Annotated in this window: 18 protein-coding genes and 1 other RNA gene; 13 read left to right on the top strand and 6 right to left on the bottom strand. The window is 66.1% G+C overall.

Translation table 11 applies throughout. From position 1 onward, the window contains the following. Nucleotides 1-45: 45 nt before the first annotated feature. On the bottom strand, nt 46-864 hold the full coding sequence (locus GGQ64_RS02400; RefSeq protein WP_183798472.1) for a cyclase family protein: 819 nt from the start codon (nt 862-864) through the stop codon (nt 46-48). Between the two features lie 267 nt (nt 865-1,131). On the opposite strand from GGQ64_RS02400, the gene GGQ64_RS02395 reads away from it, so the two are divergent. The 3 genes from GGQ64_RS02395 to GGQ64_RS28040 all read left to right on the top strand — a co-directional run bounded on the left by GGQ64_RS02395 (nt 1,132) and on the right by GGQ64_RS28040 (nt 7,337). Next, the gene (locus tag GGQ64_RS02395; RefSeq protein ID WP_183798469.1) at nt 1,132-2,322 is read left to right on the top strand and encodes an efflux RND transporter periplasmic adaptor subunit; all 1,191 of its coding nucleotides are present in this window, start codon (nt 1,132-1,134) and stop codon (nt 2,320-2,322) included. Continuing rightward, nucleotides 2,322-5,513 (top strand): efflux RND transporter permease subunit, encoded by a 3,192-nt coding sequence (locus GGQ64_RS02390; protein ID WP_183798467.1) that lies wholly within the window; start codon nt 2,322-2,324, stop codon nt 5,511-5,513. Before GGQ64_RS02395 ends, GGQ64_RS02390 begins: the two co-directional genes overlap by 1 nt. Nucleotides 5,514-5,687: 174 nt before the next feature. Next, nucleotides 5,688-7,337, top strand: coding sequence for an MJ1477/TM1410 family putative glycoside hydrolase (locus GGQ64_RS28040; RefSeq protein WP_281380464.1), 1,650 nt, complete (start codon nt 5,688-5,690; stop codon nt 7,335-7,337). An 84-nt stretch (nt 7,338-7,421) separates the two neighbouring features. Here the strand turns inward: GGQ64_RS28040 and GGQ64_RS02380 are convergent, their stop codons facing one another. Next, the gene (locus GGQ64_RS02380; RefSeq protein WP_183798464.1) at nt 7,422-7,655 is read right to left on the bottom strand and encodes a hypothetical protein; all 234 of its coding nucleotides are present in this window, start codon (nt 7,653-7,655) and stop codon (nt 7,422-7,424) included. A gap of 167 nt (nt 7,656-7,822) precedes the next feature. On the opposite strand from GGQ64_RS02380, the gene GGQ64_RS02375 reads away from it, so the two are divergent. Together GGQ64_RS02375 and GGQ64_RS02370 are read left to right on the top strand one after the other, a co-directional pair. Beyond that, the gene (locus GGQ64_RS02375; RefSeq protein ID WP_183798461.1) at nt 7,823-9,235 is read left to right on the top strand and encodes an FAD-binding oxidoreductase; all 1,413 of its coding nucleotides are present in this window, start codon (nt 7,823-7,825) and stop codon (nt 9,233-9,235) included. A 131-nt stretch (nt 9,236-9,366) separates the two neighbouring features. Next, on the top strand, nt 9,367-13,101 hold the full coding sequence (locus tag GGQ64_RS02370; protein ID WP_343059389.1) for an AsmA family protein: 3,735 nt from the start codon (nt 9,367-9,369) through the stop codon (nt 13,099-13,101). 40 nt (nt 13,102-13,141) lie between these two features. On the opposite strand, the gene GGQ64_RS02365 is transcribed toward GGQ64_RS02370, so the two are convergent. From GGQ64_RS02365 to ssrA, 4 genes are all read right to left on the bottom strand, one after another. Further along, the gene (locus GGQ64_RS02365; RefSeq protein ID WP_183798458.1) at nt 13,142-13,366 is read right to left on the bottom strand and encodes a ribbon-helix-helix domain-containing protein; all 225 of its coding nucleotides are present in this window, start codon (nt 13,364-13,366) and stop codon (nt 13,142-13,144) included. A 91-nt stretch (nt 13,367-13,457) separates the two neighbouring features. After that, nucleotides 13,458-13,643: a DUF4169 family protein gene (locus GGQ64_RS02360; RefSeq protein WP_183798455.1), complete on the bottom strand. Its 186-nt coding sequence runs from the start codon at nt 13,641-13,643 to the stop codon at nt 13,458-13,460. A 10-nt stretch (nt 13,644-13,653) separates the two neighbouring features. Continuing rightward, the gene (locus GGQ64_RS02355; RefSeq protein WP_183798452.1) at nt 13,654-14,178 is read right to left on the bottom strand and encodes an SspB family protein; all 525 of its coding nucleotides are present in this window, start codon (nt 14,176-14,178) and stop codon (nt 13,654-13,656) included. Nucleotides 14,179-14,352: 174 nt separating this feature from the next. Next, nucleotides 14,353-14,710, bottom strand: a transfer-messenger RNA (tmRNA) gene (gene ssrA, locus GGQ64_RS02350). A 183-nt stretch (nt 14,711-14,893) separates the two neighbouring features. Between ssrA and GGQ64_RS02345 the strand changes: the two genes are divergently transcribed. The 8 genes from GGQ64_RS02345 (at nt 14,894) to GGQ64_RS02310 (ending at nt 21,621) form a co-directional block, all read left to right on the top strand. Beyond that, entirely contained in the window at nt 14,894-15,205 is a 312-nt protein-coding gene (locus tag GGQ64_RS02345; RefSeq protein WP_183798448.1) for a DUF2853 family protein, read from the top strand. Nucleotides 15,206-15,339: 134 nt separating this feature from the next. Beyond that, the gene (locus GGQ64_RS02340; protein ID WP_183798445.1) at nt 15,340-16,134 is read left to right on the top strand and encodes a thymidylate synthase; all 795 of its coding nucleotides are present in this window, start codon (nt 15,340-15,342) and stop codon (nt 16,132-16,134) included. A 44-nt stretch (nt 16,135-16,178) separates the two neighbouring features. Continuing rightward, on the top strand, nt 16,179-16,766 hold the full coding sequence (locus GGQ64_RS02335; protein ID WP_183798442.1) for a glutathione S-transferase family protein: 588 nt from the start codon (nt 16,179-16,181) through the stop codon (nt 16,764-16,766). A gap of 37 nt (nt 16,767-16,803) precedes the next feature. Then, complete coding sequence (locus tag GGQ64_RS02330) at nt 16,804-17,325, top strand: dihydrofolate reductase (RefSeq protein WP_183798439.1); 522 nt, start codon at nt 16,804-16,806, stop codon at nt 17,323-17,325. Nucleotides 17,326-17,492: 167 nt separating this feature from the next. Beyond that, entirely contained in the window at nt 17,493-18,623 is a 1,131-nt protein-coding gene (gene hflK, locus GGQ64_RS02325; RefSeq protein WP_183798436.1) for an FtsH protease activity modulator HflK, read from the top strand. After that, nucleotides 18,620-19,570 (top strand): protease modulator HflC, encoded by a 951-nt coding sequence (gene hflC, locus GGQ64_RS02320; RefSeq protein ID WP_183798432.1) that lies wholly within the window; start codon nt 18,620-18,622, stop codon nt 19,568-19,570. The genes hflK and hflC overlap by 4 nt, the downstream gene beginning before the upstream one ends. A 10-nt stretch (nt 19,571-19,580) precedes the next feature. Beyond that, the gene (locus tag GGQ64_RS02315; protein ID WP_183798430.1) at nt 19,581-19,766 is read left to right on the top strand and encodes a DUF2065 domain-containing protein; all 186 of its coding nucleotides are present in this window, start codon (nt 19,581-19,583) and stop codon (nt 19,764-19,766) included. A 238-nt stretch (nt 19,767-20,004) separates the two neighbouring features. Further along, on the top strand, nt 20,005-21,621 hold the full coding sequence (locus GGQ64_RS02310) for a DegQ family serine endoprotease (protein WP_183798427.1): 1,617 nt from the start codon (nt 20,005-20,007) through the stop codon (nt 21,619-21,621). The last annotated feature ends 5 nt before the right edge of the window (nt 21,622-21,626 follow it).

The following is a 21,626-nucleotide window of genomic DNA, read 5'->3' as shown; positions in this document are numbered from 1 at the left end:
CCGGCGACGATGGCCGCCGGCCTTGGCAGGCCTCAGAGCGGGCAATCAGACAAGGGCGATCACGCGCGATGGACCGCCCGTGCCGCCGCGGATCTTCGGCGCGCCGACCACGAGCGTTGCCCCCTTGGTCGGCAGATTGTCGAGATTGGCGATGGCTTCGAGGCCCCAGCGGCCGGCCGGAAGCCAGATGTTGTGGGCGGCGAAGTCCGGCGAAAGGCCGTAGTCGAGCGATAGCGTATCGACGGCGATTCCGGCCGCCTTCGTCTGGAGCAGGGCCTCGACCGCCTCGGCGTGGAAGCCGGGGAAGTGCATCTTGCCGTCCGCATCCGCATTGCGGAATTTGTCGGTGCCGAGATGCTGCGACCAGCCGGAGTTCAGGGCGACGCAGGCATTGTCCGGGATGTCGCCGTTGGCGGCCGTCCAGACCTTGATATCGTCGGGCGTCAGTTGCGCGTCCGGGTCGGCCGCCGCCCGTTCGCGAATGTCGATGATCACCAGCGGAACGACCAGATTCTCGACCGGGATTTCCGCGACCGACAGGCCGTCGGCCGAAAAATGCAGCGGCGCGTCCAGATGCGTGCCGGTGTGTTCGCTATAGCGCAGCTCGAAGAGGTTGAACGTGTGCTCCTTGAAGTTGAATTTCTGCTCGCGGAAGAACTGCTGCGGGCCGAAATAGGTCGGAAATTCCTCGTAGAGTTCGTGGGTCAGGTCCGTCGCCCCGGTCGGGGCGGCGGCGAGCGCCGGGCTGAGGGCGCCGGTGGCTGCCACGGCGGCCGTGGCGGCTCCGGCAGCTGCGGCGCGAAACAGGTTGCGCCTGGAAAGCATGTTCTTCTTGACGGATTCAATCACACAAGCGTCGCACATCGCATTTCCCCTTTTTCGAAAAGATACACCGTCTCTGAAAACGAGGCGAACCCGGTTCGCCGATGCGCAGGCTATCAAGCGGGCGGGGAGCCGTCAGCACAGCGGATTGCTGCAACCGATACCGGTAGCGAACGAATTTTCGCGCAATCCTTACAATTACGTAATGATCGCATTCTTTCATTGCCGGTTCATGGGTCAGGCATGATACTTGGCCCGTTCGGCGAACCACCCTGAAGGCGGACGGCCGTTTCATGTCCGGAGTCCTGGATGCGCGTTTGGAAGCAAGTGCTTGTGAGCCTCGCCGTCGTCGGCGTCGGCATCGTCATCTGGGGACGGATTGCGCCCGGCGCAGCCGATTCCCTGAAGGCCGCAGGCGTTCCTGACGGGATCGTTTCCTGGGTGGCTCCGGCCGTCGAAGCCGGCGGCGGTAGACAGGGACAAGGGCAGGGCGGCGGCCGCCGCCAGGCCGGCGGCTTCGGCGGGCCGGCGCTCGTCGTGACCAGGCCGGTCGAGCTCGCGGTCGTCAACGACCGGCTGAACGCGATCGGCGACGGCGAGGCCGTCCGCTCCGTGATCGTGACGCCCTATTCCACCGGCAACCTCATCGAGGTCCTCGTCAAGTCCGGCGACCGGGTGGCGCAGGGACAGGTGATGGCGCGCCTCGACAACGACGAGCAGAGGATCGCCGCCGACCAGGCGCGCCTGACCCGCGACCGGGCGCAGGACAAGCTGAAGCGCTACGAGAACCTGAAGGCGGCCGCAGCCGTCACCGACGTCGCGATCCAGGATGCGCGCGACGAGCTGAAGGCGGCGGAACTGGCGCTGCAGAAGGCCGAACTCGACCTGCACCGCCGCGACATCAACGCACCCTTCGACGGCGTGGTCGGCATCATCCTCGTCAACGTCGGCGACTACGTCACGACCTCGAGCGAGATCGCCCGGGTCGACGACCGCTCCGACATCCTCGGCGATTTCTGGGTACCGGAACGCTTCGCCACCAAGGTGCGCGTCGGCGGACCGATTTCCGCCACCGCGATCGCCCGGCCCGGCGAAGTGTTCACCGGCTCGGTCGAGGCCATCGACAACCGCATCGACCAGGCGAGCCGCACGCTCAGGATCCGTGCGCGCATCGACAACCCGGAAGACATCCTGCGCGCCGGCATGTCGTTCTCCGTCAGCATGCTGTTCGAAGGCGACCGCTATCCGAGCGTCGATCCGCTGGCGCTGCAGTGGAGCGCCGATGGCTCCTATGTCTGGCGGATCGCCGGCGACAAGGCACAGAAAGTGCCGGTGAAGATCATCCAGCGCAATCCCGATCGGGTGCTCGTCGATGCCAAGCTTACTGAGAACGAAGTCGTTGCGACCGAAGGCCTGCAGCGGCTGCGCGACGATGCGGACGTCAAGGTGATGGGGGCGGAAAACCGGGCGCGCGAGCCGCCCGCTGCGGAGGGGACGTGATGGCGGCAAAGGGTGGCGCAGAGACCGACATCCATGGCGGGCAGGGCGGCTTCACGGCGCTGTTCGTGCGCCGGCCGATCTTCGCGCTCGTCGTCAATACCCTGATCGTCGTCGCAGGGCTTGCAGCCTTCAACGGCGTCGAGATCCGCGAGCTGCCGTCCGTCGACCAGCCGGTCATCACCGTCACCACGGAATTCGAGGGCGCCTCGCCGGAGACGGTCGATCGCGAGTTGACGGACGTCATCGAGGGGGCGGTGTCGCGCGTGCAGGGGATCAAGGACATCTCCTCGTCCTCGTCGTTCGGACGCAGCCGCGTCACCCTGCAGTTTTCCGACACGACCGATGTCAGCCAGGCGGCTAACGACGTGCGCGATGCGCTCGGCCGGGTGGCAAACCAGGTCCCCGACGGTGCCGAGGAGCCGCGCGTCGTCAAGGCGGATGCCGACAGCCAGCCGATCATGCGGCTGGCGCTCACCTCCGATCGCCTGTCGATGGAGGACCTGACGCTGCTTGCCGAGAACGAGGTCACCGACCGGCTCGCCGCCGTCGAGGGCGTCGCCGACGTGGACGTGTCGGGCGAGCAGGAGAAGGTCTTCCGCGTCGACATCGACCAGGCGAAGCTCGCGAGCCGTGGGCTGACGATCGCCGACCTGCGCGATGCGCTGGCGACGGCATCGTTCGACGTGCCGGCCGGTTCGCTCACCAGCATGAACCAGGACATCACGGTGCGGGCGACGGCCGACCTCGCCAAACCCGAGGACTTCGAGAACCTGATGCTGCAGAACCGCGTCCGGCTCGGCGACCTGGCGACGATCACGCTCGGACCCGACGACGGCACCACGGCGCTGCGCTCGAACGGGAAGCCGGGCATCGGGCTCGGCATCATCCGCCAGGCGCAGTCGAACACGCTCGACATTTCCGCAGGCATCCGCACCACCGTCGAAGAGTTGAAGGGGATCCTCCCGGAGGGCACGGAGCTCAGGGTCACGAGCGACGACGCCGTCTTCATCGAGGGCGCGCTGCACGAGGTGGAGATCGCGCTCGCGGTCGCGGTGATCATCGTGACGCTGGTGATCTATCTCTTCCTGCTCGACTGGCGGGCGACGCTCATTCCGACGATCTCGATGCCGATCGCGCTGATCGGCACGATCGCGGCGATCTATCTCGCCGGCTTCTCGATCAACATCCTCACTCTGCTGGCGATCGTGCTTGCCACCGGCCTCGTCGTGGACGATGCGATCGTGGTGCTGGAGAACATCGTGCGCCGACGCGCGGAAGGGCTCGGCCCGCGGGCGGCCGCCGTGCTCGGGACGCTGGAGGTGTTCTTCGCCGTCATCGCCACCACCGCGACGCTGTGCGCGGTGTTCGTGCCGCTGTCCTTCCTGCCGGGCCAGACCGGCCGGCTGTTCCGCGAGTTCGGCTTCGTGCTGGCCTTCGCGCTGCTGCTGTCGGGCTTCGTCGCGCTGACGCTGTGCCCGATGCTGGCCTCGCGCATGCTGACGAAGGAGAATGTCGAGCATGGCCACGGGGGGATCCTCGGGCGGTTCGGCGATTTTTGCGCGGGCTTCTATCGCCGCTCGCTGAACGCCTGCCTCAACGCGCCCATGGTCGTCTTCGCCGTGGCGCTGCTGTTCACCGCCTTCGGCGCCGGATCGTTCCTGTCGCTGAAGTCAGAACTGACCCCCAGCGAGGACCGCTCGCTGGTGATGATGCGCATCCAGGCGCCGCAGGGGGTCTCGCTCGAGTATGCGCAGGACCAGATGCGCCTGATCGAGGAGAAGCTGCGCCCGCTCTACGACAAGGGAGAGATCGTCAACATCTACTCCGTTTCGGGGCAGGGCGGCTCGACCAACAGCGGCTTCATGGTGCTCACGCTCGCCCCCTGGAGCGAACGCGAACGCACCCAGCAGCAGATCGTCGCCGACATCAACGCGGCCGCCGCCGAGGTGCCTTCGGTGCGCGCCTTCGCCATCCAGCCCAACAGCCTCGGCATCCGCGGCGCCGGCAACGGCCTGCAGGTGGCGCTTGTCGGCAACAACTACGACAAGCTCGGACGGGCGGCGGCCGAGCTCGTCAGGAAGATCGAGGACAGCGGCCGGTTCGAGAACGTCCGCCTGAACTACGAGGCGAACCAGGCGCAGCTGTCTGTCACCATCGACCGCGAGCGTGCGTCCGACCTCGGCGTCGACATCAACGGGCTTTCGGCGGCGCTCAAGGCCATTCTCGAGGGCACGAGCATCGTCGACGTCTACGTGGAGGGGCAGGCCTATCCTGTCGTCATCTCGTCCACCACGAACCCGGTCAACGATCCGACCGACCTGGAGAACATCTTCCTCAAAACCGGAGACGGCAAGATCGTGCCGATGTCCTCCATCGCGACGCTGGAGGAGAAGGCGGTGGCGCCGCAGTTGTCTCGCGAGCAGCAGTTGCGGTCCGTCTCGCTCTCCGCAGGGCTGAAGGGCGGGCTGGCGCTCGGCGATGCGCTGACGATGGTGGAGCAGATGGCCGAGCCGCTGCTACCGCCGGGCTCGCGCCTCATCCCGATGGCCGAGGCCGCGACCCTCGACGAGAACACCAACGGCCTGATCATCACCTTCGGCTTTGCGCTCGTCATCATCTTCCTCGTCCTGGCCGCCCAGTTCGAAAGCGTCGTCAGCGCGCTGATCATCATGACGACGGTGCCGCTGGGGCTGGCCTGCGCCATCTTCGCCATGATCCTGACGGGCACCTCGCTGAACATCTACAGCCAGATCGGCCTGGTCCTGCTCGTCGGCATCATGGCCAAGAACGGCATCCTGATCGTCGAATTCGCCAACCAGCTCCGCGATCGCGGGCAGGACGTGCGCAGCGCGATCGAGAACGCGTCCAACATCCGCCTGCGGCCGGTGATGATGACCATGATCGCAACCGTCGTCGGTGCGCTGCCGCTGGTGCTTGCGAGTGGCGCAGGGGCGGAAGCCCGCATCGCGCTCGGCTGGGTCCTCGTGGGCGGCCTCGGGCTTGCCGCGGTCGTCACGCTCTACCTGACGCCGGTCGCCTACCTCGCCATGGCGCGCTTCGCCAAGCCGCATGCGGACGAGGAACGGCGGCTGCGCAAGGAGATGGAGGCGGCTGCCGGCCTCAAGCCGAAGGCGGTCGACATGGAGGGGCGCGAATTGCTGCCGCCCCCGCCGGCACAGGCCGCGGAGTAGGCAGGCGCCGGCCGGCGGCATTCGTTCACCCCTCGGCAACCCTTTTTGCAATTGCCGGTCGCAAACCATCCCCCCTGTTAGCATTCGCGTCGTATTCATCGCCCAGGATCGCCTTGGTGCGACCGCGCCGCCAGCCGGGCGAGCGCGCGGGTTGAAACGGGATCGAGCAGTGCAATGGTGAAATTCAGGACTTCCACGGGGACCGTCGCGGTCGACAACTGGGGCTACGCCCTGCAGGGACTGAACGGCAAGGCCGCGAGAGCCGACCTGCTCGCCCAGGCGACCCACGACCTGCTGGTGATCGATTCCTCGCGCGACGGCACGAATGCCGGCCGGTTCTCGCACGACGAGATCACCCGCATGAAGGACGGCATGGGCGGCCGGTCGGTGGTCGTCTCCTATATCTCGATCGGCGAGGCCTCGGATTTCCGCGACTACTGGCGCGACGAGTGGACCACGGGCGGGGACGCGCCCGACAAGCTGACCGGAAAGGCGCCGGACTGGCTCGGGCCGGTCAACCCGGACTGGCCGGAATCGCGCAAGGTCCGGTATTGGGACCCGGACTGGCAGAAGCTCATGTTCAACGACAGGAAGACCGGCGACCTCGACGCCATCGTCAAGACCGGCTTCGACGCGGCCTATCTCGACATCGTCGACGGTTACTACTTCTGGGGCGCCGAAGTCGCCGACAAGGACCGGGAGGCGGGCGATCCGAAGAACGTCAAGCAGGCGGCGCAGCGCATGGTCGATTTCATCGTCGCGTTGACGGAGCATGCGCGCGAGACCAATCCGGATTTCTTCGTCATCCCGCAGAACGGCGCCTGGATCATCAACGACCTCGGTTCCGACACCGCGCGCAAGAAGGCCTATCTGGATGCGATCGGCGGCATTGCCGTCGAGGACGTCTACTATGGCGGCGATGCTGACGAGAACAACCGGCTCAACGCGGACGAAGAGACGATCGCGATCCTCAAGCGGGACTTCCTCAAGAACGACAAGCCGGTTTTCGCCGTCGACTATGTCAACGGCAGCATGCGGGTCGCGCAGTTCAACAAGCTGGCGCTCGAGGACGGCTTCATCCCGTTCGCCGCACCCGAGCGCGACCTCGACCGCCTGGTCGGCACCCATGACGGCGATCCCGCCTATATCAGGCCGACGGCCAAGTCCGACACGCTGCGCGGCTCGAAGCTGGCCGACAAGATCGAGGGCCTTGCCGGCAACGACAGGGTGGACGGGCGCGACGGCAGCGACACGCTCTACGGCAATGCCGGCAACGACCGCCTTTACGGCGGCAGCGGCAACGATCGCCTTTCTGGCGGCGAAGGCGACGACCGCCTCTATGGCGGATCCGGCAAGGATGCGCTCAGCGGCGGTTCCGGAAACGACAGGCTTTCCGGAGGCACGGGCAACGATACGCTTTCAGGCGGGGGCGGCGCCGACACGCTCTCCGGCGGCGGCGGGGACGACCGGCTCAAGGGCGGTTCGGGACTGGACAGTCTTTCCGGCGGATCGGGGAGGGACCAGTTCGTCTTCGATACGAAGCCGGGCAAGGGCAATGTGGACAGGATCGCCGATTTCGACGTGTCGCAGGACCGTATCCTGCTCGACGGCGACGTGTTCGCGACGCTGAAGGTCGGCCAACTCGCTAGGTCCGCGTTCGCCGTCGGGGCGGAGGCGCACGATGCGAACGACCGGATCGTGTATCACAGCCGGACGGGCGACCTCTTCTATGACGCCGACGGCTCGGGCAAGGGGGAAGCCGTCCGGATCGCACGATTGGATACGGGCCTCGACCTCACGGCTGCGGATTTCCTGATCTTCTGACCGTCTCGACAGACAACGCGGCAGGCCCCGCGGCAACGCGCGGGCTACCCGTGCGGGGACGGGCGCGGACGCCCCGGAGCGATGTCAGTTGCCCGTTGCCGGCTGTTGCGTGCCCTCGACCGGTTTCGGCTCCGACGCCATGTCCGTTGAAGGCGCTGCGGTGCCTGTGGTCGTCGAACCCGTCTGTTCGCTGGACGGGGGCGGGGGCAGGGCCGTGGTCTCTGTCGTTCCTCTTTCGGTTGTGATCCGATAGCTGACCGTCATGATCGCCAGAAGGATGACGATGGCGATGATTGTCCAGACGCTGCGCTGGCTCATGGCTTGCGCTCCTCTTTCCATCCATGGCTGCAATTATCCGCCATCGCGTTGTATATTACAAACTAATAACATAGGCGCACGAAGGTGCGGAGGGCTTGCGAAACTACTCTGGACAGAAGCACTGCGGGTCGCCCATATGGCGACGTATATGCAGCGGAGGATGATCGATGGCGCTTTCGGATATCAGGACGGGGTTGCGGAACGAGGAGGCGATCGCAACGGCGGTCTCGGCCTTCCGGCAGGTCTTCGGGGATCGGTTCCAGACCGGCGAGGCGATCCGTGCGCAGCATGCCCACACGACCACCTATATTCCGGCCCAGCTGTCCGACGGCGTCCTGTTTGCCCAGGGCAAGGAGGACGTGACGACTGCGGTGCGGCTTTGCGCCGAACACAGGGTTCCGGTCATCCCCTTCGGAACGGGGTCCTCGCTGGAGGGGCAGGTCAACGCGCCGCATGGCGGCATTTCCATCGATTTCAGCCGGATGAACCGGGTTCTTGAAGTGAACGCCGAGGATCTCGACTGCACGGTGGAGCCCGGCATCACACGCGAGGAACTGAATGCCTATCTGCGCGACACCGGCCTGTTCTTTCCGATCGATCCGGGCGCGAACGCCTCGATCGGCGGCATGGCCTCCACGCGCGCTTCCGGCACCAATGCGGTCCGCTACGGCACGATGAAGGACAACGTGCTGGCGGTGACCGTCGTGACGGCCAGGGGCGAGGAGATCCGGACGGCCAGGCGGGCGCGAAAGTCGTCGGCCGGCTACGACCTGACGCGGCTCTATGTGGGTTCGGAGGGCACGCTTGGCGTGCTCACTTCCGTCACCCTGCGTCTGCAGGGGATACCGGAGATGATCGCCGGCGGCATCTGTGGGTTTCCGACGCTGAAGGATGCCTGCAACGCGGTGATCATGACGATCCAGCTCGGCATTCCGGTGGCGCGCATCGAGCTCCTCAACGCGCTGCAGATCAAGGCCTGCAACGCCTATTCCGGCCTCACCCTGCCCGAACAGCCGACCTTGTTCGTCGAGTTTCACGGAAGCGAGGAGAGCGTCGCGCTGCAGTCGCGGCAGTTCGGCGAGGTGGCTTCGGAATGCGGCGGCGGCGACTTCCAGTGGACCTCGGATGCAGACGAGCGGGCGCGGCTCTGGAAGGCGCGCCACAACGTCTACTGGGCGGCCAAGGCATTGCGCGCCGGTGCGGCCGTGCTTGCCACCGATGTCTGCGTGCCGATCTCGCGGCTCGCCGACTGCGTGGCGGAGACGGAAGCGGACATCGAGCAGCACGGCCTGCTGGCGCCGATCGTCGGGCACGCCGGCGACGGCAATTTCCACGTCAGCGTCGTCTTCGACGATCAGGACCCGGCCGAGATCGAGAAGGTCGAGGCCTTCGTCGGCCGGCTCAACGGGCGGGCGCTGTCGATGGACGGCACCTGCACCGGCGAGCACGGCATCGGCCAGGGAAAGCAGGCCTTCCTGCCTCGGGAACTGGGCGAGGCGGTGGATGTCATGCGACAGATCAAGCGGGCGCTCGATCCCGACAACATCCTCAACCCCGGAAAGATTTTTCGCTTGGGGTGAGACATGTGCCCAACATCTGCTTATAGTCGCAGAGGATACGAGGGCGGAAGAAACGCCGGGTATGGAAATGGACATGAACGTAGGCCCGCTCCCGGCGGCAAACGTGTGTCGGTAGTGTCGGGATTGGCAGCGTGCTCGCACGTGTGATGTTGGCGATTGGCGGTCTGGTCGTGCTGGCGCTGTTCGGCGCACTGCTGGCCCCGTACTTCATCGACTGGACGGGATTCCGCCAGGATTTCGAGCGCGAGGCGAGCCGGATCGTCGGCCGCAACGTCGTCGTCCACGGCAAGGTGGATGCAAGGCTCATCCCCTTTCCCTCCGTTACCCTGCACGACGTCCGCGTCGGCGAGGACGAGGGCGGCGACGCGGCCATCACCATTCGCAGGTTCTCCATGGATGCGGAGCTGGCGCCGTTCCTGAGCGGAGAGGCGCTGATCTTCGACATGCGCATCGACGAGCCGAGGGTGCGCCTGAAGCTCATGGCCGACGGCACGCTCGACTGGGCGCGCGGGCGCAAGTCCGACATTCCGGCCAAGACCGTCGTGCTCGAGAACGTGGCGGTGACCGGCGGCGAGATCGAGTTCATCGACGAGCAGGCCGGCCGCACGCGCCGTATCAGCACCCTCGACGCCCGGATGTCGGCGCGCTCGCTGAACGGGCCGTGGCGCATCGACGGCCGCGGCGTGCTCGACGGCAACGCCGGTGCCTTCCAGATATCGACGGGGCAGACAGACGAGCGCGGCGTGCTGAAGATGAAGGCGCGCGTGGTCCCCGACCAGATCGGCTTCACTGTCGATCTCGACGGCGACCTCGAGGTCGTGGATTTCAGGCCGCAGTATCGGGGCACTTTCGCGCTCGGGCAGAAGCCGGCCGCCGACGGCAAGCCGGCGCCGAACCCGATCCGCGTCGGCGGAGATTTCGAACTCTCCAACGACCGCCTGCGCGTTCCCCGCTACACTCTCCAGGCCGGCGATCCGGCGGATCCCTATCTCGTCACCGGAGAGGCGACGCTCGATACCGGCAAGCAGCCCGAGTTTCTGCTGATCGCCGACGGCCAGCAGATCGACGTCAGCCGGATCGGCCGCAACGGCGAACAGGGCAAGACGGGGCGCAACGCGCAGACCTCGGCGCGCCAGCGCCTGGAGGGGCTGCTTTCGATCCTGGCCGACATACCTGTGCCGCAGGTGCCGGGGCGGGCGAGCCTGAAACTGCCGGCGATCGTCGTCGGCGACACGACCATTCGCGATGTCATGCTCGACGTGGAGCCGGACGGCGACGGCTGGACGGTGGCGCACGGAACCGCGCAATTTCCGGGCCGCACCACCGTCGATGCAAAGGGACGGCTGACGCTCAAGGGTACGCGCGCCTTCGTCGGCGATCTGCTGGTCGCCTCGAACCAGCCCTCCGGCTTTGCCGCCTGGGCTGCCGGCTCGGTCGATCCGGAGATCCGCAGGCTGCGCAGTGCGGGCTTTGCCGCGGAAGTCGAACTGACGGACCAGGTCCAGCGTTTCGAGAACCTGGAGATCGCCGCCGGCGGCGCGACGCTGAAGGGCCGGATCGAACGCCAGTCGCCCAACGACGACGCGCCCAGCCTCTCCATCCAGCTCGGCGGCGACACAGTCGAGATCGAGACGCTGCGGGCGCTAGCGGGGCTCGTGGCGGGCGAAGCTTCCGCAGACGTGCTGCTTGGCCATTCCATCGCGCTCGACCTGAAGGCCGAGCGGTTCACCGCCTTCGGCGAGGAGGCGAGCAAGGTCGATGCGCTGCTGACGCTGAGGGATGGCGCCTTGAGCGTGAGCCGGTTGGACATCGGCTCGATCGCGGGCGCATCCGCTTCGATCAAGGGCCAGCTCGGCGGCACGCTGGCCCTGCCCTCGGCGGGGCTGGACCTGTCGATGCGCGCGGAGCAGATGCAGCCGGTCATGGAGATGCTGGCGCGGCATCTGCCTGCGCATCCGGCGGTTGCTCGCCTGGTCGCGAGCGCCGGCTACTATGACGGCGCCGACCTGAAGATGACGCTGGCCCTGCCGGGGAGCAGCGACGGACCGATCGGCCTGATCGTGTCCGGGACTGCCAATGGCGGGCGCATCGAGGCGCGCGCGTCTGCCGGCAATTTCGGCGACTTCCTCGCGGGCGGCAACATCGAGGCGGAGGCGACCCTAACCAATCCGCGAACGGTGGTGCTCGCCGGCCAGCTCGGCCTCCAGCCGCTGCCATTCGACGCCGAGGCGGACGGTACGGTCGCGATCAAGGTCTCGCAGCCTGCCGGCGGTGCGGCTGCCGATCTCAACGTCTCCTTCACGACGAGCGCCACCTCGATTACCGCGGAGGGAACGGCGGACCTTTCGGCAGAGCATTTCCTTGAAGGCGAGCTGGACCTGTCGGCTGACGCCGGCGACATCGAACCCTACCTGGTGATGAACGACATCGTGCTGCCGCAGACCGGCACCGGCCTTCCCGTGGCGCTGAAGGCGAGGGCGACCATCGATGCCGGAACCGTCCGCCTTGCCGACATCTCCGGGACGGTTAACCGCAACGGTGTCTCGGGCGAGCTTGCGCTGGACCGCACGGCCGAGATCCCCAAGGGAACAGGCAGCCTGACCTTCGACACGGTCGATCTCGCCTGGCTCGCAGAAGCCGTGCTCGGTCCCGTCGACGATATGGAGGGGCTCGGCTTCAGCCGTGCTGCGATCGGCAGCCCGGCGCGCGAGAATGCCGATTTCCGGTTGCGGCTTGCCGCCGGCCAGTTCTGGACGGGGCTCTACGGCCCGGTCGAGAATTTTGCAGCGAGGCTCGCCTGGACGGGCGGGGACCTCGCGCTGGAAGAAATCGGCGGTGACTGGCTCGGCGGAAGGGTCGGCGGCCGGCTGAAACTGGCGAATGCCGGGACCAACGGTCTTCTGGAAGCGCGGGTGACGCTCGCGGGCGCCGCCCTCTCGCAACTCGTCTGGAGCGGCGAGGCCGGCCCGGTGGCCGAGGGCAAGGCCTTCGTGAACCTGGCGCTGGACGCCTCGGGCGCGAGCATCGCGGACATGGTTGCGGCGGCGAGCGGGTCCGGCGAGGCCCAACTCGAGGAGCTGCGGCTGCGGGGGATCAAGAGCGGCGGCTTCGGCGCGATCCTGTCTGCCGCGGACGCGATCGACGGCGAGATCGGCGAGGGCAGCGTCGAGACGATCGCGCGGGAGCAGGCGCTCGGCGGCGACGTCTCGCTCGGCACGGTGACCATCCCGTTTACGATCGCATCAGGCCGGGTGCGTGCCGATACGATTACCGGGGGCGACGGGGCGGCGAGCTTTAACGGCGCAGCCGAGATTGGCCTGGCCGACCGGACCTTGCAGGGCCAGCTCGTCATGCGCCTGCGGGCCGGCGAGGAGGCGATGACCGGCGGCGAGCCCGAAGTGGCGCTCGTCTTCGAAGGGCCGCTTGCTGCGCCGCGGGTGCGCCTCGATGCGCAGCCGCTCACCAGCTACCTGTCGCTGCGCCGCTTCGAGCGCGAGCGGCGGCGGGTGGAGATGCTGCAGTCGAGCATGCTGGAAAAGCAGCGCCTGCGCCGCGAGGCGGCGCTCTACCGGTCGCGCGCCGAGCAGAGGGCGGCGCTGGCCGAGGCCACGCGCCTGCAGATGCTGGAGGAAGAACGCCGGCGCGAAGCGACACGACTGGAGGTCGAACGCCAGCGGGCCGAAGAACGTGCGAGGCTGGAGGCGGAGCGCCTGGCTGCGGAGAAGCAGGCCGCGGAGAAGCGGCGACAGCAGGCTGCGCCCGAGGGCGGTTTCCGTGTCGCTCCCGAGGAAGGCGTCGTGCGGGAGCCATTGCCGCCGGTCAGCGGCCAGCGTCTCAATTTCGATTCGCTTCCGGGGGTGAACTGAGGGCCTGTCGTGTTTGAGCGGCCCTTGCCGAACGCCGTCTTCAGGCTTCGGAGCCGTCTTTCCGCTTCAGTGTGTCCAGCACATAGACACGCAATGCCGAGGACAGATTGCTCTCTGGCGGCCGGGCGTCGTCGATTTCGCAAAGCAGTTCGGCAAGCGCCATTCGGCGGGTGGCGGCTATGGCCTTCAGTTCCAGCCAGAAGGGCTCCTCCAGGCTGAAGCTGGTGCGGTGGCCGTGCAGGGTGGCGGAATGCTTGCGGATCACCGCATCTCGCTTTCGATCTGGTCAAGGGGTTCGCGGATCGATTCAGGGAAAGGTCGCAAGTCCTTGATGCGGGGCGCTTTTGCCGCTCAGGTCATTCCGGCTTGTCGATGCGCCCCTGGTCCAAAGACTTTTCCGCCTTGTCGTTCAGGGCGCGGGTGAGGGTCTTTTCCGCCTTCGTGCGGCCGTGGGCGATGCGGTTCTGCTCGGCCTGTCGCTCCTTGTCGGAACGGGCCTTCTGCTTGCGGAACTGGCGGAGATTGACGACGTCGCCGCTCATGCCGCCTCCGTCAGTTCTTCTTGCGGAAGGAATCGAGCGAAACGACGGAACCTCCGGGCTTCTTCTCGCCGTCCTCGCCCGCAGCAACTGTCTCGCCGTCGGCTTCCTCGGTCTTTTCGACCGGATAGGCGGTGATTTCGGCGGAAGCGGCTTCGTCCTCCTCCTCCTCTTCGCCGGCTGCGACGTCGAACTCGAGCTCGAAACTGACCGAGGGGTCGTAGAAGCCGCGAATGGCGTTGAAGGGGATCACGAGTTTTTCGGGCGTATCAGAGAAGGAGAGGCCGATCTCGAACAGGCTCTCGGTGATCTTCAGGTCCCAGAACTGGTGCTGGATGACGATGGTCATCTGCTCGGGATACTTGGACTTCAGGTGCTGCGAGATGCGCACGCCCGGCGCGCCGGTGAGAAAGGTGATGAAGAAATGATGGTCGCCGGGAAGGTGGCCCGTTGCCGCCACTTCGGTCAGGACTTTGCGGATGACGCTGCGGAGGGCGTCCTGGGCGAGTATGTCGTAGCGGATGTGGTCTTGCGCCATCAGAGCCCGTCTTTCTGCTGTTTCACACTTCTGTTCACATTTTTTGCCTTTTGCCGAAAACCGGCGCCGGCGTCAAACGCGATCGGCCGTTTCCGGCCCGTTATTCCTCGAGGCGTTCGCCCGCTGCGAGTCATCCCGAATGACAGCTATAAACCATTTCGAAAGAGGGGAGAAGGTGAAGGCTTCTGTTGCCAGGTGCCTTCGGACCCCGCCTTACAGTGCTACCCGCAAGGACTTGATTTGAAGTGTCGCACCGCCGTTAGGCAGCGAGACGTGCTTCAGCATAGTTGTCGTTTGCAACTACAATTTTAGCCCGATAACGGTGGTACAATGCCGAGCAAAAAGTCGATCTTTACGCCCTTGTCGATCCTATTTCGCCCCCATCAAAAGCCGATCGCGAAAGATCGGTTTTTGGTGGAGGCGCCGGGTACCGCCCCCGGGTCCAATGGGTTTATTACACCGCCCGTTTATTGCCATAGCTGCACGAGGCAGCAGCAGAGATATAGGCGCTTCCGAGGCCCAAGAAAAGGTCTTTATGACATTTTTTGAGGCAGGCGGGCGGTTGAAAACCAGCTTGCGAACGGGATTACGCTTGACTTGCCATCTTTGCGTGAAACACTGCCGGCGTTGACCCCTAGAGCAATGAATCCATTCACACATCGGATTGCTCACATATCGACCCGGCCTGTCGGGCCAACTGAAAAGAGGAGACAGCATGACCGACTATCTGGCAGATGTTCGCAAGTATGACAGTGGCGCCGACGAGGCCGTCGTGAAGAAGATCGTCAGTCATCTGGGGATCGCGTTGCGCAATCGCGATTCCTCGCTCGTCTCCTGCTCCGATCCCGAGGAACTGGATCGGGTGAAGGAGAAATGGTGCGGCAAGAAGCTCGGCGTGACGGGCGACGCGGCCGACAAGGCGGTCGAGAAGGTCTGCACCGCCATGGCCGACGACCGCACGAAGTCGCGCGTCACCTTCTATTACCTGACGGCCAAGGAACTGGACAAGCTCGGCGCGCTCGCCTGAGCCGGACCTTTCAGGTCGCCCACCCGCCGGTTTTGGCCGGCGGGCCCAAAACTACTGGAAACTTCCCTTTTCCCGTTGGTCGCAGGCCGTGCTCGCCCTAGATTAGGAGCGACACCAGAATCGGCGGCCGACCCATGAAGCAGTATCTCGACCTTCTCAGCCACGTGATGACGAACGGCACCGACCGTTCCGACCGGACGGGCACGGGCACGCGCTCGGTCTTCGGCCACCAGATGCGCTTCGACCTGTCGGAGGGCTTCCCCGTGCTCACGACGAAGAAGCTGCACCTGCGCTCGATCATCCACGAACTCCTGTGGTTCTTGAAGGGCGAGACGAACATCGCCTACCTGCGCGACAACGGCGTCACCATCTGGGACGAATGGGCCGACGAGAACGGTGACCTGGGGCCGGTCTACGGTTACCAATGGCGTTCCTGGCCGGCGCCGGACGGGCGTCACATCGACCAGATCGCAGCGGTGGTCGACAGCATCCGCAAGAACCCGCATTCGCGCCGCCATATCGTGTCCGCCTGGAACCCGGCGCTGGTCGACGAGATGGCGCTGCCGCCCTGCCATTGCCTGTTCCAGTTCTATGTCAGCGATGGCCGTCTCTCCTGCCAGCTCTACCAGCGCTCGGCCGACATCTTCCTCGGCGTGCCCTTCAACATCGCCTCCTATGCGCTGCTGACGATGATGGTGGCGCAGGTGACCGATCTGTTGCCGGGGGATTTCGTCCACACGCTGGGCGATGCGCACATCTATTCGAACCATTACGAGCAGGCGGAACGGCAGCTCGGCCGCACGCCGAAGCCGCTGCCCTTCATGAAGCTCAATCCGGCGGTGAAGGATCTCTTGTCCTTCAAGTACGAGGATTTCGAGCTCGTGGGCTACGAGGCCGATGCGAGCATCAAGGCGCCGATCGCAGTCTAGGGCCGCGCCACCGGAACGCTGCCGGCCGGCAAAGGGAGGAAACCATGCTGACGCTCGTGCACGCGCGGCAATCGCGCTCGTTTCGCATGCTCTGGCTGCTGGAAGAGCTCGAGGCGGACTACGACATCCGCCTGGTCGACATCCGCCGCGCCGACGGTTCCGGCGGGCCCGACCCGGACAATCCGCATCCGCACGGCCAGGTCCCGGCGCTGATCCATAACGGCGCGGTGGTGACGGAATCGACGGCGATCGCGCTGTACCTGACGGATCTTTTCCCCGGCTGCGAGATGGGACGGGACGTCGGCACGCCGGAACGCGGGCCGTACCTCTCCTGGCTCTCCTACTACTCCGGCGTCGCCGAACCTGCGGCGATCGCGCACATGACCGGCTGGACGGCGAGCAATGCGGAGGCCGCGCGCCTCTACCAGGCGATGTCGGAGCGGTTCATCGCGACGCTGGCGCGCCAGCCCTACCTGCTCGGCGAACAGCCATGCGCGGTCGACGTGATCCTTTCCAGCTCGCTGATGTGGTTCCGCGGCATCCTGCCGGACAGCCCGGCCGTCGACGCCTATATCGGCCGGATGGCCGGACGCCCGGCGCTGGCCCGCGCGCAGGCGCGGGAAAACGGATAACATGAACTGGCATGGCAAAGAGGCATGAGGCACTGGCATGAGTGAGCCGAAGATCGTTCTGGTGGTGGCTGCGGCGCTGAACGGCGTGATCGGGCGGGACGGCGACCTGCCGTGGCGGCTGCCGTCGGACCTGAAGCGCTTCAGGCGACTGACGATCGGAAAGCCGGTGGTGATGGGCCGGCGCACCTACCAGTCGATCGGCCGGCCGCTGCCGGGACGGCCGAACATCGTCGTCACGCGCGACACCGCCTTCCGCCCTGACGGCGTCATCGTGGCGCGCTCGGTGGACGAGGCGCTGGTCTATGCCCGGCGGGAGGCGCAGGCGCTCGCCGCGGACGAGATCTGCATCATCGGAGGCGGCGACATCTACCGCCAGACCATCGCGGACGCCGACGCCATCCATGTCACGGAAGTGCAGGCCGAGGTCGAGGGCGACACCCGTTTTCCTACGATCGATCCCGAGGTCTTCGAGGTCGTGACCGAGGAGGAGATCCCGCAGGGGGAAAAAGACAGCCACCGAATGCACTTCCTGACCTATGCACGGCGGAATCCGACGTGATTTTACGCTTCTAAGGCCCTGTTCACGAACTATTTTGCCGCATCCGCCCCGAAGTTGGGTCGCCTCCGTTGAAAGCCGCATGGGGGATACATATAACGGGTTCACATCATGTGACCGCGGCACTGCCGCGCGCATGAGAGCGGGAGATTCCAGAGAAAGAGGTATTGATGCCCTGGAGCAATCAAAATGGCGGCGGCGGCCCTTGGGGGGGCGGCGGCGGCAACAATCAGGGACCATGGGGGCAGGGACCGAACCGCCCCCGCGGCAGCGGCAGTGGCGGCCCGCCGGATCTCGAGGAGATCATCCGGCGCGGACAGGACCAACTGAAAAACGTGGTTCCCGGTGGCTTCAACGGCGGCATCTTCGTCATCGCAGCACTGCTGATCGGCGTGTTCTGGCTGATGAACTCGATCTACACCGTCCAGCCGGACGAGCGTGGCGTCGAACTGCGCTTCGGCAAGCCGAAGGACGAGATCTCGATGCCCGGCCTGCACTTCCATTTCTGGCCGTTTGAAACCGTCGAGATGGTGACGATCACCGAGCAGCAGCAGAACATCGGCCGCAAGGGCGCTTCGGTGAACGCCGAAGACAGCGGCCTGATGCTGTCCGGCGACCAGAACATCGTCAACGTGCAGTTCTCGGTACTCTATTCGGTCACCGATCCGCGGGCCTATCTCTTCAACCTCGAAAACCCGTCCGCCACCCTGCAGCAGGTTTCCGAAAGCGCGATGCGCGAGGTGGTCGGTCGCCGGCCGGCCCAGGACATCTTCCGCGACAACCGCCAGGCGATCGCCGAAGCCGTGAAGGCGACGATCCAGGCGACGATGGACGAATACGGTGCGGGCATTTCCGTCAACACCGTTGCGATCGAGGATGCCGCACCGCCCCGCGAAGTGGCCGACGCGTTCGACGAGGTGCAGCGCGCCGAGCAGGACGAGGACCGCTTCGTCGAAGAGGCGAACCAGTATTCCAACCAGAGGCTCGGTCGCGCCCGCGGTGAAGCCGCGCAGATCCGCGAAGAGGCGGCCGCCTACAAGAACCGCGTCGTCAACGAGGCGGAAGGCGAGGCGCAGCGCTTCATCTCGATCTACGAACAGTACAGGCTGGCGCCGGACGTGACCCGCCAGCGCATGTTCCTTGAAACCATGGAGGGCGTCCTGAAGGGCTCCAAGACCGTCGTCATCGACGAAAAGCAGGGCGGCCAGGGCGTCGTGCCCTTCCTTCCGCTGAACGAGCTCAGCAGGACCCCGCCGGGCCAGGCACAGGTCCAGGGCCAGATCCAGGGAGGCACGCAATGATGGGAAGCCGTCTGCCAGCCATCCTCGTCGGCATCGCCGTCGTCCTGTTCCTCGTCTATTCGTCGGTCTTCGTGGTCAACGCCCGCCAGCAGGCGATCGTCGTCCGCTTCGGCGAGATCCAATCGGTGAAGACCGAGCCGGGCATCTACTTCAAGCTGCCCTTCGCCTTCATGGATGCCGATCGCGTAACGTTCGTCTCCGACCAGGCGCTGCGGTTCGACCTGGATAACATCCGCGTCCAGGTTTCGGGCGGCAAGTTCTATGAAGTCGATGCCTTCGTCGTCTACCACATCAGCGACGCACGCCGCTTCCGCGAGGCCGTCTCGGCCGACCGCGATGCGGCCGAGGCGCGGCTTCGCACCCGTCTCGACGCTGCGCTGCGCCGTGTCTACGGTCTGCGCGGCTTCGAGGCCGCCCTGTCGGAAGAGCGCGCCTCGATGATGCGCGAAGTGCGCAACGAACTGACGCCGGATGCCGAGAACCTCGGCCTGACGATCTCCGACGTCAGGATCCGTCGCACCGACCTGACGCAGGAAGTCTCGCAGCAGACCTTCGAGCGCATGAAGGCCGAGCGTCTCGCCGAGGCCGAGCTCATCCGCGCCCGCGGCAACGAGCAGGGCCAGACCCGCCGGGCCATCGCCGATCGCCAGGTCGTCGAGATCGTGGCCGAGGCCCGTCGCGAATCGGAGATCATCCGGGGCCAGGGCGACGGCGAACGCAACCGCGTCTTCGGCGAGGCCTTCCAGCGCGATCCGAGCTTCTTCGCCTTCTACCGGTCGATGGAAGCCTACCGGCAGAGCCTCGGGGTCAGCGACACGACGCTGGTGCTGTCGCCGGAATCGGAGTTCTTCCGCTACTTCGGCAACCTCAACGGCGGTGCTGCGGCCCCCGGTGCCCCGGCAGAGCCGGCGCCGGCTGTACCGGCGGCTCCCCCGCCGGCGGAGTGAACCGCAGACCATGGCGGATTTCCTGACGGGGTTCGCATTCTTTCTCGTGATCGAGGGGCTGGTGTACGCACTGGCCCCTTCTTCCTTGAAGCGGATGGCGGCGCTGCTGCCAACCCTACCGGAGGCGCAACTGCGGCTGTTCGGCCTCGTTTCCATTGCCCTCGGCGTCGGGTTGGTCTGGCTGATCCGCGGATAGGGCAGGCGGCTCCTGTGGATAACGGGGCGCTGCGATTGCGAGATGCCGCCCTGCCGGCGCATCTGTCCGACCAAGGTCAGGATCAGGGCTAGGACCAAGGCGGGGCTCAATCGCGGGCCGATCACGAAGATTTAACGGACGACGACTGGACGACCGTTGTCCGGCGGTTCCAATATCCCCAATTCCGCCGCATCCGTGGCGATGATTAACGGCCCAGTGAAGCGAAAGGACAGTGCAGATGGCATCGAGCAGCAGGTCACGACACTACGGCACGCAGGTGCTGGCGACGGCGCTTTCGGTGCTCGTCGCAGGCACAGCGCTCCCGTTTGCGGCTGCCCATGCACAGGCGCAGATCGCACCGCAGGGTGCCGTGCAGGCGACGCCTCCGATCGGAACGCCGGCACCGCCGCCGCCGGGTGGCGCGATCCAGCCGCCGGCGGTGGCGCCGCTGCAGTCGCCGCAGGGGCCGGAGTCCGTCGCAGACCTCGCCGAGCGCCTGCTCGACGCGGTCGTCAACATTTCGACCTCGCAGAACGTCAAGGCCGATGACGATGCGCCGGCGCCGCAGGTGCCGGAGGGCTCGCCGTTCCAGGACCTCTTCGACGACTTCTTCAAGGGTCAGGAAGGCGAGGGCGGCAACGCGCCGCGCACCGTCAATTCGCTCGGTTCCGGCTTCGTCATCGACCCGACCGGCTTCATCGTCACCAACAACCACGTGATCGAGGGCGCCGACGACATCGAGGCGAATTTCGCCGACGGCTCGAAGCTGAAGGCCACGCTGGTCGGCGTCGACAGCAAGACCGACCTGGCGCTGCTGAAGGTCGAGCCCAAGGAGCCGCTCGTGGCCGTGCCCTTCGGCGATTCCCGGCAGATGCGCATCGGCGACTGGGTGATGGCGATCGGCAACCCGTTCGGCCTTGGCGGCTCGGTGACGGTCGGCATCATCTCGGCGCGCGGCCGCAACATCAATGCCGGGCCTTATGACAACTTCATCCAGACCGATGCCGCGATCAACCGCGGTAATTCCGGCGGGCCGCTGTTCAACATGAAGGGCGAGGTGATCGGCATCAACACGGCGATCATATCGCCGTCGGGCGGCTCGATCGGTATCGGCTTCTCGGTGCCGACGGAACTCGCCCAGAATGTGATCGGGCAATTGCGCGAATTCGGCGAGACCCGCCGCGGCTGGCTCGGAGTGCGCATCCAGCCGGTAACCGACGAGATCGCCGAAAGCCTCGGCATGGCCGATGCGAAGGGCGCGCTGGTGGCGGGCATCATCAAGGGCGGGCCGGTGGACAACGGCGTCCTGAAGACCGGCGACGTGATCATTCGTTTCGACGGCAAGGACGTGGTCGAGATGCGCGACCTGCCGCGCGCCGTGGCCGAAAGCCCGGTCGGCAAGGCCGTCGACGTCGTGGTGATCCGCGACGACAAGGAGATGACCGTCAAGGTGACCCTCGGCCGGCTGGAGGATGGCGAGAAGATCGCCGAGGCCACCGCCACCCCGGACGCGAAGCCGGACGACAAGGCAGCACCCGGGCAGCCGACGCCGGCAGCCCCCGTCGTTCTCGGGATGACGCTCGGCGCGCTGGATGAAGCGGCACGCAAGTCCTTCTCCATCGCCGACACGGTCAATGGCGTGGTGGTCACGGCCGTTGACGGCGCATCCGCCGCTGCCGAACGGCGGGTCCAGCCCGGCGACGTGATCGTCGAGATCGGCCAGGAGGCCGTGTCCTCGCCCGAGGACGTGAGCAAGCGCATAGGCGAACTGAAATCGCAGGATCGCCGTAATGCGCTGCTGATGCTCGCCGACAAGACCGGCGCGTTGCGCTTCGTCACGGTCCGCATCGAGTAGCAGGC

Source organism: Mycoplana azooxidifex (assembly GCF_014196765.1).
GTDB lineage: Bacteria > Pseudomonadota > Alphaproteobacteria > Rhizobiales > Rhizobiaceae > Mycoplana > Mycoplana azooxidifex.
Note: the sequence above shows the minus strand (reverse complement) of the source record. Positions and strands in the feature narration are given on the sequence as shown.